This is a genomic window from Gloeomargarita sp. SKYB120, from assembly GCA_025062155.1.
GTDB lineage: Bacteria > Cyanobacteriota > Cyanobacteriia > Gloeomargaritales > Gloeomargaritaceae > Gloeomargarita.
Genome location: JANXAM010000001.1, coordinates 117781 through 131653 on the forward strand (window position 1 = coordinate 117781; position 13873 = coordinate 131653).

Genomic DNA, 13873 nt, shown 5'->3' on the forward strand with positions numbered 1-13873 from the left:
GGGACACAAATAACGGATCGTTGGTTCTCAAAGTTTCCTGTGTCTTCCGGGGAACTTGCGATGACGGTTGGCTGTCTGTCCTAGCAGTCTAGGTGAATGATGCAACGTCTATGAACATCCATCTTCTTGTGCGTCTCGGTGGCGCGAGCGGCTTGAGCTTGCTTTTGATAACCCCCAGTTTCGCCTTTCGGGATACCCGGAACTTTTGGGCTGAAAATTGCATTCAACAATTGGCAAGCCGCAATATTATCGGCGGCTATGCAGACGGCACATTTCGCCCTGACAACCCGGTGACCCGAGCCGAATTTGCCACGATGGTTAGCCGGGCGTTCCTCACGGGTGCCGGTCGGACGAGCATGGGGTTTCGGGATGTCCCGCCGAGCTTTTGGGCCTACGATGCGATTAACCAAGCGGCCAGCGCAGGGTTCATGTCTGGCTATCCCGATGGCACCTTTCGACCCGAGCAAAACATCTCACGGGTGCAGGTGCTGGTGGCCCTCAGCAGTGGGTTAAATCTCAACCCGACGGAAGCCCCAGACGTCACTCTGAACCGGCTGTACCGCGATGCCGATGCCATTCCCAATTACGCCCGCCCAGGCGTCGCTGCTGCGAGTGAACGGCAGTTGGTGGTCAACTACCCAGATGTCACGCTGTTGCGCCCGAATCAATGGGCAACACGGGCGGATGTGGCGGCCAGTTTGTGTCAGAGCTTGCAGCTAGCCGGCATTCCCAGTCAGTACATTGCCAACGCCACGCTAGCCACTCCAGTGCAAACCCCAGTTGCCACTCTGCCCCAGGGAACCCTCATTGTCGCTCGCCTAGGGAATCAACGAGTGATTGTGACGCCCCAGGACACGCTGCCGCTGACGCTGACTGTTGCTCAAGACGTGCGAGACAGTCGCGGTCGGGTGGTGTTGCCGGCGGGGAGTACGATTACGGGTCGGCTCCAACCGGCGGGTCAAGGGTCCCAGTTTGTCGCCCAGCAGGTCAACGTACGCGGCCAAAGCCTTCCCCTAGATGCCACCTCCGCGCCGGTGCGGCAGACGCGGGAAATCAGCGAGCGCAGTTTGCGGCCCATCTTGCCTGGTGCCCTGGTGGGCACGGCTGCCGCAGCCTTGATTGCCGGTGTATCAGGTGACCGGCGGATCGAAGCGGGCGAAGTGCTGGCGGGTACGGTCGCAGGCGCTGCCGCCGGATTGAACTGGGGCCGGAGACCGGAAAAAGCCCTGCGGGATTTCGGCATCGGCGCAGGCATCGGCGCTGCTATCGGAGGGTTATCGGGAGACCGGCGCATCACAGCAGCCGAAGTCCTAGGCGGCGCGGTTCTGGGTTCGGTCGTGGGTGGAGCAGCAGACCGGCAGCAGGTCAGGGAGGTCATCGTTCTGGAACCCAACAGCGACCTGGTGCTTACCGTCAATCAACCAGTCAACGTGCCGTTGCCGTAGCTTGAGGTCACTGGCTCTGGGGAATGGGTCAGCACCAGGGTGCGCGAGGGCATCACCCGCCACAAATTACAGTTGTCTCCGTAGATTGGGGGACCGGCGTGTCGAAATTCCTGGTTTAACCGTTTTTCCAGGTCTAACCACAACGCCATAAACTGGTCTTTCTGCGCAGCCGGCAGGGTTTTGTCTAGGCGTTTGAGGCATTCCAAATTGCTGTAGAAAACGGTTTGGATATGCCACCCCAGTTCCTGGAGCAGGGCGTCAATCTCAGCCTGGACGACCCGTTGCTGAAATGGCGCGACATACCCCAGGCGGGCAAGAAGTGGGGCCAACCCATTGTGCAGGGCCACCCGGCAGGCTGGTAACCAAGTTTCTAACCGCTGGACCTCCAGGTGGGGGCGGAAATGGCCGTCGTCGTAATTGAGATAAAAAATGCCGTGGGGTGCCAGTTGGCGTTTGGCCATCTGGAGGTAACGGCGGCGGTCGTACACATGCTCCAACACGCTGAAACTCACGATGAAGTCGGCTTGGAGGTGTATCTGTTCCAACTCCGCCCAACCCACCAGCCGGGCCGGCAAACCCGCGAGCCGTTTTTCCGCCTGTCGCCGCCGTTGGGGATGGGGTTCAAACCCCCACCACTGGATTTGGGGATAATCCCGCAGCACGTGCGGCCAGTGACCTCCATCGCCACAGCCGTAATCAAAAATGACGCAGGGGCGCTGGTTCCCTAGCCGCGCCAACAAGTCCTGCAAAATCCAGGATTTGGCCGCGTTTCCCCACCAGTAGGCCGCCATAAAAAATAAAAAACCCTAAATTTGTCCCCCAGAGTACCACGGCCGCGACCCTGCTTCGGTAGGATCAAAGTAAGTGTGTAGCTCCGACGGGATGACTCACGAGCGGTATTCAGACCCCGCCACTCAACTGGCACTGACCATTGCTCGGGCGGCAGAGGAGCGCAAAGGCCAAGATATTCTTCTCCTGCGGGTTGCTGAGGTTTCCTACCTTGCCGACTACTTTGTCCTGGTGACGGGCTATTCGCCAGCCCAAGTGCGGGCCATTGCTCGGTCCATTGAGGAACAGGCGGCCCAGCAGTGTCACAGGCGACCCCGCCATCAAGAGGGTTCCCCCGAGGGGGGCTGGGTGTTGCAGGACTACGGCGATGTGATTGTACATATCTTTCTACCCCGCGAGCGAGCCTTCTACGACCTGGAACGCTTCTGGGCCCATGCCGAACGGCTGGCCTTCGCGCCCGTCGGTTAAAATAGCCCCCAGGGAGAGGTGGCAGAGCGGTTGATTGCACTCGACTTGAAATCGAGCGAGACGCGAGTCTCCGCGGGTTCGAATCCCGCCCTCTCCGTTAACGCCGTTGCTGGAACCGCGCCCGCAACACAATGGCCACGCTGTTCATAACCACTAGCAATCCCAACAGGGCAATGATGCCAGCGGCAGCCACCTGGTGAAACTCCTTCTGGGGACGACTCGCCCAGTTGAAGATTTGAATGGGCAAAGCGGTAAAGGGCGTTTGCAGTGCCTGAATAAACGAACCTAATCCCCAGGACACTTTCTCGATAACCACCTGTCCCTGCTCGTTCACGGCTGTCGTCACCGGCCAGGGGGGTAAAAACGCAATAAACGTCAGCGCCCCCAGGGTAATCAACGGTGCCGTTTCCCCAATCGCCCGCGCCAGCGCCAGGATGGTCCCCGTCAGGATCCCAGGAAACGCCATCGGCAACACGTGATACCAGATCGTTTGCCACATCGTCGCGCCCACCCCATAGGCAGCTTCTCGAATCTCTCGCGGTACCGCCCGGATAGCCTCGCGCGTTGAAATAATGACAACCGGCAACACCAGCGTCGCCAGCGTTAGCGCCCCTGCCAGCAACGTCCGCCCCTTGGTAATCGGCTCAAGAAGCCGCACGTACAGCTCCAACCCCAACAACCCATAGATGATGGAAGGCACACCCGCTAGGTTGGAGGTATTGATTTCTAACATCCGGTTGTACCAAACATCCCGGTCGGCGTACTCCTCCATATAAATCGCCGCGCCAATCCCCAGGGGAAACGCAAAGATGGGGATCAAAAACATTAACCAAATCGAACCTACCAGCGCCGACAGGATACCAGCTTCTGACGGGTCCCGTGAGGGGAACGTGGTCAAAAACTTCCAGTTCAAATAGGGCAACCCCTGGCTAAACACGTCGTAGAGCAACAGGCCCAAAAAGAATAATCCAAAAATCGTAGCCAGGAAGGCAATGACGGCAAAAACATTCGTCCAGAGCTTACGCGACTCGTAATTGGACCGGAAATTGCCTTCAATTGGGGGTAGGGTAACGGTCATCGCTACACCTCAACGCTAGTAAATGATGCGATACTTGCGCACAAACCAGTCTGCCAAGATATTGAGCACCAGCGTCATCAAAAACAGGATAAAGCCGGCAAAAAAGATGCTGTAGAACGATAGGGTGCCGGTCGGCGTGTCCCCTAAACTCACCTGCACAATAAACGCCGTAATCGTCATCACCGATTGCAGGGGATTCAGATTCAACGCTGGGTTTTGTCCTGCCGCCAGCGCCACAATCATGGTCTCCCCCACCGCTCGTGATATAGCCAACAAAAACGCTGAAACAATCCCCGACAGCGCCGACGGAATTACCACACTGAAAATGGTTTCAAACTTGGTCGCCCCCAAACTGTAGGCTCCCTCGCGCAGCAAATTCGGTACAGCGTAGAGAGCATCTTCGCTTAGGGAGGCCACCAGGGGAATGATCATAATGCCCATCACAAACCCGGCGCTTGTGGCGTTCAACCCGGCCACCACCTCCTCGCCATTGGGAATCATCTTTTGCAGCGCCGGCCCAATCACCAACAGCGCGAAAAAGCCATACACCACTGTCGGCACACCCGCCAGGATCTCCAGCATCGGCTTCAAGACCGCCCGCACCGGCGTCGGCGCATACTCACTCAAAAAAATGGCGCTCAGCAATCCCACCGGCAAGGCCACAATCATGGCGATGACCGACGTGATGATGGTCCCCATGATGATGGCAATCACGCCAAAACGCGGCGGTTCAAACAGAGGGGTCCAGTCAGTTTCGGTGAACAATTGGGTCCAGGAATGCCCCTCTGACGCCAATTTCCGGAAGAATAGGATGCTTTCCAGAACAAGAATCAGGGTGATGCCCACCGTCACCACAATCGAAAACGAAGCAAAGGCCCAAGTCACTCCTCGCATGATGCGGTTGACCCAGCGGCTCCGCACATGCTGTTGCTCGTAAGTGGCAAACCCCTGATCAACAAATGTCATAGAACGCGACTCCAGTTGGGTTGAAGGAGTTGACTAGGATGCGGGAGGAGGGATGCCCTCCTCCACCGACACAAACTAGTTCACCCGTTCTAGCTTCAGCAGCTCGTCAATGGTCAAGCCCACCCGGCTTTCCCCACCAAACACGGTGCCTGTGCGGTTGCGCCGAATGGTGTCCAGGTTAGCGGCATAAGCCCGACTGGGCAAGGGAATGTAACCCGTCTTGGGAATTAGCTTAGTCCCATTGCGCATGTAGAACTCCACAAACTCCCGCACCTCAGGCCGCCGGATAGATTCGGCATTCACATAGATGAAGATAGGCCGCGACAGGGGGTTGTAAGAGCCATCTTCCACTGCCTTCCGGCTCGGCATAACCGCTTTCCCTTGGGAATTAACGATGGGCACCGCTCTCAGGCGCTTGGCATTTTCTTCGTAGTAGGCAAACCCAAAGTAGCCCAACGCGTTCACGTCAGTGGCCACCCCTTGCACCAGCACGTTGTCATCTTCACTGGCCGTGTAGTCGCTCCGGCTTTGCTTGGCCTTGCCCATGATCGCTTCCGTGAAGTAGTCGAACGTCCCCGAGTCGGTGCCAGGTCCAAACAGCCGCAGCGGTCGGTTGGGGAAACTCGGGTCAATCTGATTCCAGCTCTTGATCTTCCCCTGAGCCGCCGGCTCCCACATGGTCCGCAGCTGCTGTACCGTCAACTGCTTGACCCAGTTGTTCTTAGGATTGACCACCACCGTCAAGGCGTCAAAGGCCACCGGTAGCTCAATATAGGAGATGTTCTTGGCTCGGCAGGCTTCCATTTCCCGCTTGGAAATAGGCCGCGATGCGTTGGAAATGTCCGTCTCACCGTTGCAGAACTTCTTGAAGCCACCACCAGTTCCAGAAACGCCCACCGTCACCTGCACTTGACCCCGCTTCACCTTTTGAAATTCTTCCGCCATCGCCTCTGTGATGGGGAATACTGTGCTGGAACCGTCCGCTTTAATAACTGGCCGCGTTTGGGCTGCGACGTGGGTCACTCCGGCCAAACTCGCTGTCAACGTCGCCGCCGTCGTCAGGGCCCACAGCTTTGTCGTTGTTTTCATATAGTTCATCCCTCCCTTGGGTAGGAGCTACATACTACGGGCTTGTATCCCTCCTTTATTGTTTCAAAAAAATCCCCTCTGTCAAGGCAAAATCCTTCTCTTGGCCATCTTTTAATCAGTTCTTAACCGTTCCTTAAATTGGCTAGTTCCGGCCCGGGATGGGGTTGAGACAGGTGGGTGATTCGGCCTGGTGGATGGACCAGCGGTATTCAACGGTGAAGCCAGCGCGGCGGCATTCTTCCTCAAGGCACTCCTGTTGAACGCTGGCCTTGCGCAGGGTAGCCAGTAGGTCATGGAGTTGTTGGCGGTGGCCGGGATAATGGTCTAAGGCCCGAAGAGTGTGGCGTTCCAAAAGCTGCATCAGTAGCTCGTAGTGGATGGGTGCGGGCAGGATGACAGATTTCATAGGATGCGTACAAAACCGTATCTCTCATTTTAGTGGCTTTGATGCCTGGGTTAGAATAGGAGTGCCGTGGCTGGAGCGTCGGTTCATGGGCCGCTGGCCGAGTCCTGATACGCCGCTTTACAACCATTCGCTGACGGCGATTGAGGAGTGGTTGAGAGCGTTGGGCGCCCAGCAGGATGAGCAGGAGCGCCACCGCTGGTTCTTGCAACAGAGGGACTGGCAAGCGGAACTGTCTCTAGAAATTGAAGAGCTAAGGGTGCGCTATCGCGGGGCGGCGGGGGGGCGTGACGTGGTGCGGCATTTTCGCTATTCCCTGAGCCGCCAAGAAGTTGAGACAGGGATTCTCCAGGGGCCTTAGCCAACAGCGTTGAATTCCATTACCCTAAAAGGAAGTGGCCCCGGAGGACGGTTATGGAAGTGATGTCGTTGGCAGCCCTCAACACGGTGACGATTGTCCCCGAGCTAGTGGTAGTGGTGACGTTGACGCTGGTTCTCCTGGCGGATTTGGTCAGCGGACGCCAAGCTTACCGTTGGACGCCGTATCTGGCGGTCGCGGGACTGCTAGGGGCAGTGGCAGCCTTGGGCTGGCAGTGGTCGTTGCCCGAGACGACGGGTTTTGCCGGTAGTTTCCAGGCTGACCGAGTCGGCATCCTTTTTCGGGGGATGATCGCCCTGTCCGGCGCCATTGGGGTGCTGATTGCGATTCGCTATGTCGAGGAAGTGGGCAGCGCCCTAGGGGAATATATCACCATCCTGCTGGTGGCAACGGTGGGCGGGATGTTCCTGGCGGGAGCGGACGAGCTGGTGATGGTGTTTGTGTCCCTGGAGACCCTGGGGTTAGCGTCTTACCTGCTGGCGGGGTACATGAAGCGGGACGTGCGCTCGAATGAGGCGGCGCTAAAGTACTTGCTCATCGGGGCAACTAGCTCGGCGATTTTTCTGTACGGCCTGTCGCTGCTCTACGGCCTGTCAGGGGGAGAAACCCAGCTAGGTGCTATTGCGCGGCAATTGGTGCGCCAGGACCTCGGGCAATCGCTAGGTGTCCTGGTGGCGCTGGTATTGGTCATCGCAGGGGTTGCTTTTAAGTTGTCCGCAGTGCCATTTCACCAGTGGACGCCGGATGTGTACGAGGGGTCGCCGACGCCGGTGGTGGCGTTTTTATCGGTGGGGTCCAAGGCGGCGGGCTTTGCCCTGGCCATCCGGTTACTGGTGACGGCGTTTCCCGAGGCCACACCCCAGTGGCGGTTTGTGTTCGAGGCGCTGGCAATCCTGAGCATGGTGCTGGGGAATGTGGTGGCGTTGACGCAAACGAGTCTCAAGCGCCTGCTGGCCTATTCCTCCATCGGACAGGCGGGTTTTCTCATGATCGGGCTGGCGATTGCCACGCCTGAGGGGTACGCCAGCATCCTGTTCTACACCTTCATTTATCTGTTCACAAACCTGGGGGCGTTCGCCTGCGTGATCCTGTTTAGCCTGCGAGCGGGAACGGATGAAATCAATGAGTACGCTGGGTTGTACCAAAAAGACCCCCTGTTGACCCTAGGATTGAGCCTATGCCTGCTCTCTTTGGGCGGGATTCCTCCCCTGTCGGGCTTTTTCGGCAAGCTGTATATCTTCTGGGCGGGCTGGCAAGCGGGGGCCTATACCCTGGTGTTTGTTGGGCTGGTGACCAGCGTGATCTCCATTTACTACTACATTCGCGTGGTGCGGATGGCGGTGGTGAAAGAGCCCCAAGAGATGTCCCTGGCGGTGCAGAACTATCCGGCGATTACCTGGAACTATCCTGGTTTGCCGGAGCTGCGGGCGACGCTGGTGACCTGTGTGGTGGTGACGGCGGTGGCGGGACTTCTGGCCAATCCCCTGCTGACGGTCGCCAACCAGGCGGTGAACACGACACCCTTTTTACAACCGGCGCTTGCCCAGCGCATTGCTCAGGGGTAGCGGGTTTTGGGTTGGTAGGAGGCGATAACGCGCCCCGCCCCACGCCACTGCCGACGATAGGTTTCGCCAATGGGTCCCCGGTCAGGTCCCAGGGAATCCACGCCAATGCCGTTGCGGCCCTGGTCGGGACCTGAACAGTGGATGTACTGCTGCTGGCCGAGATAAATCCCTACATGGGTGGCCCGCTCCGCCGTTCCGAAAAACACCAAGTCTCCCGGCGCGAGGGCTTCAGCGGGGATCGGCTGGATGAAGGCCTCCTGCTGGTAGGCATCGCGGGGAAGCCAGATGCCCGCCTGGGCAAAAGCCGTCTGCACCAGACCGGAGCAGTCGAAATCTGGTCCGACCGTGCCGCCCCAGCGATAGACATGGGGTTGTCCCATCGCCTGCACCGCAAAGGCAATCACTAGGGGAAGTCGCGGCACAATAGCGGCGCGGTTGAGTTGCGGTGGGTCATAGGGTTCGGGGGTGACCAGGACCTGGTCCCAGTCCGCCACGTCCAGCCAGCCCACGTAATCATCCTCCGCCAGCGTCACCCGCAACCGCTCGCCTTGGCGTTCTCCCGGATAGAGCCATCGCCCCGCTTGCGCCTGGGTGGCCAACCGGTCACCGGTGGGTGCGTCGTAGAGATTGAGCGCCCTACGGCACCGGTAGTAGGGCATGACCTATTCCCTTCGTTCTGGCTCCGGTTCTACGGCTAAATTTGCGGGCATAGGCCCGATTCCGCAACGCTTTTTCCTTCTTGGGATTTCGGCGTTTTGCCACAAAAACACCCCACTAGACCCGTGAGCGGCGGCCATCCCGACGGTTGTCCTTGGGACGGGCCTTGTTGACCCGCAACTGCCGCCCCATCCATTCGGCACCATCGAGTTCGCTGATGGCCCGGTCCTCCTGCTCGTCGGCTTGCATTTCCACAAAGGCAAACCCCCGCATCCGACCCGTTTCCCGGTCCATCGGCAAAACGACGCTCTTGACATCGCCGTACTCAGCAAAGACGTCGCGCAGGTCCTCCTTGGTGACCCGATAGTTCAAATTACCCACATAAATGGTCATAGCTATGCCTCAGCAAAATTGTCAATGACCGCGCCGTCGGTTACGGAAAATTTCTTCTAGCCGAATTGAACCGAGAAGACTCCTGACCCAAAACGACCGCAGCACCCCTTTATGATAACTTACCTGTAGGGAATCGGCTAGGGGCGTGATGGGGTTAGCCGCGCTGGGCCAGATTTTGCAGCGGTTAGAGGGGGGGCCGACCTGGGAACGCTGGCGCCAGTGGCAAGCCTTGGTGCATCTGTGGGCGGAGGTGGTGGGACCTACTATTCAGCAGCAAACGGAACCGCTTTACATCCGGCAAGCAGTGTTGTACGTGGCGACCCGCTCGCCGGTCTGGGCGCAAAACCTGGCCTTTGAACGCCAGCGGTTGCTCCAGCGATTGAACGCTCTGTTACCCCAGCCCTTGCAGGATATCCGGTTTCGGCCCCTGCTGACGCCGCAGGGTCAACCACCCGCCGGTCGTATCTTTCGCGGTGGCACCCGTACCCTGGCGTCCCCCTGCGCGCCGACGCCAGCCTATCGGCGGCCGCCCATCTGTTCCCGCTGTCAGCGGCCAGCGCCCTTGGTGGAACTCGACCGCTGGGGGATATGTAGCCTATGCCGGGCGGCGGAATTGGCGCCTGAAAGGTTACACTAGGAGGGGTCTGGGAGAAGGGCTATGGTTCAATCACCCTACTACGGCGATTACTACTACCGCACACCGCCGCCGGATTTGCCATCGCTGTTGCTGAAGGAGCGGATCATCTACCTGGGGATGCCCATCGTCTATCAGGTCACTGAGCTGATCATCGCCCAGTTGCTCTACCTGCAGTACGAAGACCCGGAAAAGCCGATTTACTTTTACATCAACTCGACTGGAACGTCTCGGTTTGACGGCGAGCCAGTGGCCTGGGAAACCGAGGGCTTTGCTATTTGCGACACGATGGCCTACATCAAACCGCCGGTGCATACCATCTGTATCGGCGTGGCGATGGGGATGGCGGCAGTGCTGTTGTCGGCGGGCACCAAAGGTCATCGGGCCAGCTTGCCCAATGCCTCGATCATCTTGCGCCAGAGTCGGAGTTACACGCGGGGCCAGGCATCGGACATCCAAATCCAGGCGCGGGAAGTGTTGCACAACCGCGAGGTGATGATAGACATCCTGGCGGCCAACACGGGACAACCGCGGGACAAAATCGCCAAGGACATGAGCCGCACCTTTTACCTGACCCCCTACCAGGCCAAGGAGTACGGGTTGATTGACCGGATTTTGGAGCCGACCCGCAAACTGCCGCCGGCGCTGACCCAAGCCCTGTCCAAGTCCTAGGTTGCGTGGAGGAAGGTCACCTATGCCGCTGGGTATCCCGAAAGTTCCCTACCGTCTCCCCGGTGAACCCTACACCCAATGGATTGACATCTACAACCGGCTCTACCGAGAACGGATTATTTTTCTGGGGCAAGAAATTGACGACGAAATTGCCAACCAAATTGTGGCGGTGATGCTGTACCTGGACTCGGAGGACCCAGGCAAGGATATTTATCTGTACATCAATTCCCCAGGGGGTTCGGTCCACGCAGGGCTGGCGATTTACGACACGATGCAGCACGTGAAATCGGATGTGGTGACGATTTGCGTTGGGCTGGCAGCCTCGATGGGCGCGTTTTTGCTGGCGGCGGGCACCAAGGGGAAACGGCTGGCGCTGCCCCACTCGCGGATTATGATTCACCAGGTGTCCAGCGGCGCGCGGGGCCAGGCCTCGGACATCGAAATCGAGGCCAAGGAGGTGCTGCGCATTGACCACCAGCTCAACCTGCTCCTGTCGCATCACACAGGGCAACCCCTCGAGAAGGTGCAGCAGGACCAGAAACGGGACTTTTACATGTCCGCCCAGGAGGCCCTGGCTTACGGGATTGTGGACAAGGTGATTGAAGGGAAAGCGCCCTAGCCGCATGACGGACTCCCAACTGGTGCAGAGCTATCGCCGTTTGGGGTTGGCGGTGGGGGCGTCCCTGGCGGAGGTCAAAGCGGCCTACCGGCGTCTAGCGCGGCAATGCCACCCGGACCTACACCCCGACGACCAGCAAAGTCACGAACGATTTATTGCCCTGCACCAGGCGTACCGCTATCTGCTGGACTATTTGACCCGGGAGACGAGTGCTGCGTCCCTCAGAAACTCCGTGCGCATCGAAGTCCAGCGCCCACCCACACCCCCAACCAGTCCGCCGCTGACGCCCGAAGAGCAGGCCCTCAAACACAAGTTCCAGGTGCAGTGGCGAACACTACTGGAACAGGGACGGTTTCCGCGGGCGGTGGCCCTACTGGAGACCCTGCGACAACGGTTTCCCCAGGACCCAGACATCCGCACCTGGGAAGCCTATACCTATCAGCGCTGGGGTCGCGCTCTCATTGACCAGGGCCAGTGGGACAAAGCGCGGGGCTGCCTCAAAACAGCCTTGCGTCTCGACCCCCACAACGGTCTGCTCTGGCAAGAGGTAAACCGGGAATTTATCCGTCTGGAACAACGCATGAAGGTCTAATTTCCTTGGGGTTTACTGTTACGTTTTGCAAGGGGGTTTCGGCAAGGTTAACAAGAAATTACAAGAAGGTTAAAGACCAGTAGGAGGTCAGAGGACGGGTGATAGCGTAGAAGTATAGCCGACACCAATTTCTGTGGGGTTTACGCCTATGAAGATTGTGATTCACGGCAAGAACATTGCCATTACTGACCCCATTCGTGCGTATGTGGAAAATAAGCTGCACAAAGCCTTGGACCCCTTCAACGGCTGGATTACGGAGGTGGATGCCCACCTAGCAGTCGCCCGCAACCCCCGCATTCACGACACCCACATTGCGGAAGTAACGGTCTATGCCAAGGGCCATGTCCTGCGGGCCGAGGAACAAAGCGAAAATCTCTACGCCAGTATTGACCTGGTGGCGGATAAGTTAAACCGCAAGATGCGCAAGTTCAAGGAGAAAAGGCAGGCCAAGCTCCATCAAACACCGGTGCCGGTTGCAACAGGGGAACTGGTGACCCCCACCACCGACCGGTTGCCCGAATTGCCCAAGGCGGTGGTGCGTCGCAAATACTTTGCCATGCCCCCCATGACGGTGGAGGAGGCCCTGGAGCAGTTGGAATTGGTGGACCACGACTTCTACGTGTTTCGCAACGCCGAGACGGGAGAAATCAACGTGGTTTACGAACGCAATCACGGTGGCTACGGCTTGATCCAACCGCGCGGCAACGGGCAACCCAAACCGCATGCCTAGGGGCCCCCAGGGGGGTTACACTAGAAAGGCTTCTGTGTAGGAGAACCCCCCATGATGGACGTCGCGCCCAACCAGCAAATGCTCCCCCTAACTGCCAGCGTCAACGCGCAGGGGCATCTGACCATTGGCGACTGCGACGTGGTGGAACTGGTGGCTTGCTGGGGGTCGCCCTTGTACATCCTGGATGAGGTGACTCTGCGCACCGCCTGTCGCCAGTACCGGGAGGCGTTCGCCCAGTACTATCCAGGGCCGAGTCGCGTGCTCTACGCCGCCAAAGCCTGGTGTTGCTTGGGAGTGCTGGCAATCGTCGTCAGCGAAGGTCTAGGGCTGGACGTGGTTTCTGGAGGGGAATTGACCACCGCCATCCGCTTGGGGGTTTCTCCAGAGCAGGTCTATTTCCACGGCAACAACAAATCGCAGGCGGAGCTGGCGTTGGCCTTGACCTACGGCTGCCGAGTGGTGGTGGACAACTGGCATGAACTGAAAACCCTAGCGGCGCTGGCCCACGAACGGGGGGTGCGCGTTCCCATCCTGCTCCGGCTGACGCCGGGGATTGAGTGCCATACCCACGCCTACATCCGCACGGGGCACCTGGACAGCAAGTTTGGGTTTGACCCGAGTCAATGGCCGGCGCTGGTGGACTGGCTGCTGGGCCAATCGTCCCTGGAGTGCCGGGGCCTGCACGCCCACATCGGTTCCCAGATTTTTGCCCTGGACCCCCATCGCGACCTGACGGAGGTGCTGGTGGATTACTACGCGCAGGGGTTACAGGCGGGCCTGCCGTTGCAAGAAGTCAATGTGGGTGGCGGGTTGGGTATTCGCTACGTGGAGACGGACCAGCCCCCCTCGATTCGTGCCTGGGTGCAGGTCGTCAGCGAGGGGATAGCCCAGCACTGCCAGCGGCGCGGCGTGCCGTTGCCTGTGCTGCTATGCGAACCGGGACGTTCCCTAGTTGGACCCGCCGGCGTCACCGCCTACACCCTCGGCGGGCGCAAGGAAATCCCCCAGGGACGCACCTACATCAGCGTGGATGGGGGGATGTCAGACAATCCCCGCCCGATTACGTATCAAGCCCGTTACCAGGCGCTGGTGGCCAATCGCTGCCTCGCGCCGATTGCGGAAACGGTAACGGTTGCGGGTAAGCACTGCGAATCGGGAGACCTGCTGATCCAGGACATCGCCTTGCCCTTGACTCAGCCGGGAGACGTGCTCGTGGTCTTGGCGACGGGGGCCTACACCGCCAGCATGGCTTCGAACTACAATCGGATGCCTCGCCCTGCAGCGGTGGTGGTCCAGGACGGCGATGCGGCACTGATGGTTCAGCGGGAAACGTGGGACGACCTGTTGCGCCACGACTGCTTGCCCGCGCGGCTGGAGTTCACTGCCTAGGACGT

17 protein-coding genes and 1 tRNA gene are annotated in these 13873 nt (G+C 59.0%); 11 read left to right on the plus strand and 7 right to left on the minus strand.

Annotated elements, in window-relative coordinates; genetic code table 11:
* Positions 1 to 110: 110 nt before the first annotated feature.
* Positions 111 to 1445 (plus strand): S-layer homology domain-containing protein, encoded by a 1335-nt coding sequence (locus NZ705_00625; GenBank protein MCS7291465.1) that lies wholly within the window; start codon positions 111 to 113, stop codon positions 1443 to 1445.
* On the opposite strand, the gene NZ705_00630 is transcribed toward NZ705_00625, so the two are convergent.
* On the minus strand, positions 1418 to 2236 hold the full coding sequence (locus NZ705_00630; protein ID MCS7291466.1) for a class I SAM-dependent methyltransferase: 819 nt from the start codon (positions 2234 to 2236) through the stop codon (positions 1418 to 1420). The two genes, NZ705_00625 and NZ705_00630, sit on opposite strands and share 28 nt — an antisense overlap.
* Positions 2237 to 2327: 91 nt before the next feature.
* On the opposite strand from NZ705_00630, the gene rsfS reads away from it, so the two are divergent.
* Both rsfS and NZ705_00640 read left to right on the plus strand, forming a co-directional pair.
* Positions 2328 to 2702: a ribosome silencing factor gene (rsfS, locus tag NZ705_00635; GenBank protein ID MCS7291467.1), complete on the plus strand. Its 375-nt coding sequence runs from the start codon at positions 2328 to 2330 to the stop codon at positions 2700 to 2702.
* 12 nt (positions 2703 to 2714) lie between these two features.
* Positions 2715 to 2799: transfer RNA gene (locus NZ705_00640), tRNA-Ser, on the plus strand.
* Here the strand turns inward: NZ705_00640 and pstA are convergent.
* The 4 genes from pstA to NZ705_00660 form a co-directional block, all read right to left on the minus strand.
* Positions 2800 to 3780, minus strand: coding sequence for a phosphate ABC transporter permease PstA (gene pstA / locus NZ705_00645; GenBank protein MCS7291468.1), 981 nt, complete (start codon positions 3778 to 3780; stop codon positions 2800 to 2802).
* A gap of 15 nt (positions 3781 to 3795) precedes the next feature.
* Entirely contained in the window at positions 3796 to 4746 is a 951-nt protein-coding gene (pstC, locus tag NZ705_00650; GenBank protein ID MCS7291469.1) for a phosphate ABC transporter permease subunit PstC, read from the minus strand.
* Positions 4747 to 4821: 75 nt separating this feature from the next.
* The gene (locus NZ705_00655) at positions 4822 to 5835 is read right to left on the minus strand and encodes a PstS family phosphate ABC transporter substrate-binding protein (GenBank protein MCS7291470.1); all 1014 of its coding nucleotides are present in this window, start codon (positions 5833 to 5835) and stop codon (positions 4822 to 4824) included.
* 142 nt (positions 5836 to 5977) lie between these two features.
* Entirely contained in the window at positions 5978 to 6241 is a 264-nt protein-coding gene (locus tag NZ705_00660) for a DUF5340 domain-containing protein (protein MCS7291471.1), read from the minus strand.
* An 85-nt stretch (positions 6242 to 6326) separates the two neighbouring features.
* On the opposite strand from NZ705_00660, the gene NZ705_00665 reads away from it, so the two are divergent.
* Both NZ705_00665 and NZ705_00670 read left to right on the plus strand, forming a co-directional pair.
* On the plus strand, positions 6327 to 6599 hold the full coding sequence (locus tag NZ705_00665) for a DUF3143 domain-containing protein (GenBank protein ID MCS7291472.1): 273 nt from the start codon (positions 6327 to 6329) through the stop codon (positions 6597 to 6599).
* A gap of 62 nt (positions 6600 to 6661) precedes the next feature.
* Positions 6662 to 8182, plus strand: a complete 1521-nt coding sequence (locus NZ705_00670) for an NAD(P)H-quinone oxidoreductase subunit N (protein MCS7291473.1) — start codon at positions 6662 to 6664, stop codon at positions 8180 to 8182.
* Here the strand turns inward: NZ705_00670 and NZ705_00675 are convergent.
* Both NZ705_00675 and NZ705_00680 read right to left on the minus strand, forming a co-directional pair.
* Positions 8173 to 8841, minus strand: a complete 669-nt coding sequence (locus NZ705_00675; GenBank protein ID MCS7291474.1) for a C40 family peptidase — start codon at positions 8839 to 8841, stop codon at positions 8173 to 8175. The two genes, NZ705_00670 and NZ705_00675, sit on opposite strands and share 10 nt — an antisense overlap.
* A gap of 115 nt (positions 8842 to 8956) precedes the next feature.
* Complete coding sequence (locus tag NZ705_00680) at positions 8957 to 9232, minus strand: RNA-binding protein (GenBank protein ID MCS7291475.1); 276 nt, start codon at positions 9230 to 9232, stop codon at positions 8957 to 8959.
* Positions 9233 to 9380: 148 nt separating this feature from the next.
* Here NZ705_00680 and NZ705_00685 point away from each other — a divergent pair, with 148 nt between their 5' ends.
* From NZ705_00685 to lysA, 6 genes are all read left to right on the plus strand, one after another.
* Complete coding sequence (locus NZ705_00685; GenBank protein MCS7291476.1) at positions 9381 to 9869, plus strand: DUF721 domain-containing protein; 489 nt, start codon at positions 9381 to 9383, stop codon at positions 9867 to 9869.
* 21 nt (positions 9870 to 9890) lie between these two features.
* Entirely contained in the window at positions 9891 to 10538 is a 648-nt protein-coding gene (locus NZ705_00690) for an ATP-dependent Clp protease proteolytic subunit (GenBank protein MCS7291477.1), read from the plus strand.
* A 22-nt stretch (positions 10539 to 10560) separates the two neighbouring features.
* Positions 10561 to 11157, plus strand: a complete 597-nt coding sequence (locus NZ705_00695) for an ATP-dependent Clp protease proteolytic subunit (GenBank protein ID MCS7291478.1) — start codon at positions 10561 to 10563, stop codon at positions 11155 to 11157.
* A gap of 4 nt (positions 11158 to 11161) precedes the next feature.
* On the plus strand, positions 11162 to 11749 hold the full coding sequence (locus NZ705_00700) for a DnaJ domain-containing protein (protein ID MCS7291479.1): 588 nt from the start codon (positions 11162 to 11164) through the stop codon (positions 11747 to 11749).
* A gap of 133 nt (positions 11750 to 11882) precedes the next feature.
* Complete coding sequence (raiA, locus tag NZ705_00705) at positions 11883 to 12479, plus strand: ribosome-associated translation inhibitor RaiA (protein MCS7291480.1); 597 nt, start codon at positions 11883 to 11885, stop codon at positions 12477 to 12479.
* A gap of 51 nt (positions 12480 to 12530) precedes the next feature.
* Positions 12531 to 13868, plus strand: coding sequence for a diaminopimelate decarboxylase (gene lysA / locus NZ705_00710; protein MCS7291481.1), 1338 nt, complete (start codon positions 12531 to 12533; stop codon positions 13866 to 13868).
* The last annotated feature ends 5 nt before the right edge of the window (positions 13869 to 13873 follow it).

What these genes read in the sequence shown, in the direction of transcription:
- NZ705_00660 (MCS7291471.1), bottom strand. Translation starts at nt 6,241, where the DNA reads ATGAAATCTGTCATCCTGCCCGCACCCATCCACTACGAGCTACTGATG.
- pstC (MCS7291469.1), bottom strand. Translation starts at nt 4,746, where the DNA reads ATGACATTTGTTGATCAGGGGTTTGCCACTTACGAGCAACAGCATGTG.
- pstA (MCS7291468.1), bottom strand. Translation starts at nt 3,780, where the DNA reads ATGACCGTTACCCTACCCCCAATTGAAGGCAATTTCCGGTCCAATTAC.
- NZ705_00695 (MCS7291478.1), top strand. Translation starts at nt 10,561, where the DNA reads ATGCCGCTGGGTATCCCGAAAGTTCCCTACCGTCTCCCCGGTGAACCC.
- NZ705_00700 (MCS7291479.1), top strand. Translation starts at nt 11,162, where the DNA reads ATGACGGACTCCCAACTGGTGCAGAGCTATCGCCGTTTGGGGTTGGCG.
- NZ705_00625 (MCS7291465.1), top strand. Translation starts at nt 111, where the DNA reads ATGAACATCCATCTTCTTGTGCGTCTCGGTGGCGCGAGCGGCTTGAGC.
- NZ705_00690 (MCS7291477.1), top strand. Translation starts at nt 9,891, where the DNA reads ATGGTTCAATCACCCTACTACGGCGATTACTACTACCGCACACCGCCG.
- lysA (MCS7291481.1), top strand. Translation starts at nt 12,531, where the DNA reads ATGATGGACGTCGCGCCCAACCAGCAAATGCTCCCCCTAACTGCCAGC.
- NZ705_00675 (MCS7291474.1), bottom strand. Translation starts at nt 8,841, where the DNA reads ATGCCCTACTACCGGTGCCGTAGGGCGCTCAATCTCTACGACGCACCC.
- NZ705_00665 (MCS7291472.1), top strand. Translation starts at nt 6,327, where the DNA reads ATGGGCCGCTGGCCGAGTCCTGATACGCCGCTTTACAACCATTCGCTG.
- NZ705_00630 (MCS7291466.1), bottom strand. Translation starts at nt 2,236, where the DNA reads ATGGCGGCCTACTGGTGGGGAAACGCGGCCAAATCCTGGATTTTGCAG.
- rsfS (MCS7291467.1), top strand. Translation starts at nt 2,328, where the DNA reads ATGACTCACGAGCGGTATTCAGACCCCGCCACTCAACTGGCACTGACC.
- NZ705_00670 (MCS7291473.1), top strand. Translation starts at nt 6,662, where the DNA reads ATGTCGTTGGCAGCCCTCAACACGGTGACGATTGTCCCCGAGCTAGTG.
- NZ705_00685 (MCS7291476.1), top strand. Translation starts at nt 9,381, where the DNA reads ATGGGGTTAGCCGCGCTGGGCCAGATTTTGCAGCGGTTAGAGGGGGGG.
- NZ705_00680 (MCS7291475.1), bottom strand. Translation starts at nt 9,232, where the DNA reads ATGACCATTTATGTGGGTAATTTGAACTATCGGGTCACCAAGGAGGAC.
- NZ705_00655 (MCS7291470.1), bottom strand. Translation starts at nt 5,835, where the DNA reads ATGAAAACAACGACAAAGCTGTGGGCCCTGACGACGGCGGCGACGTTG.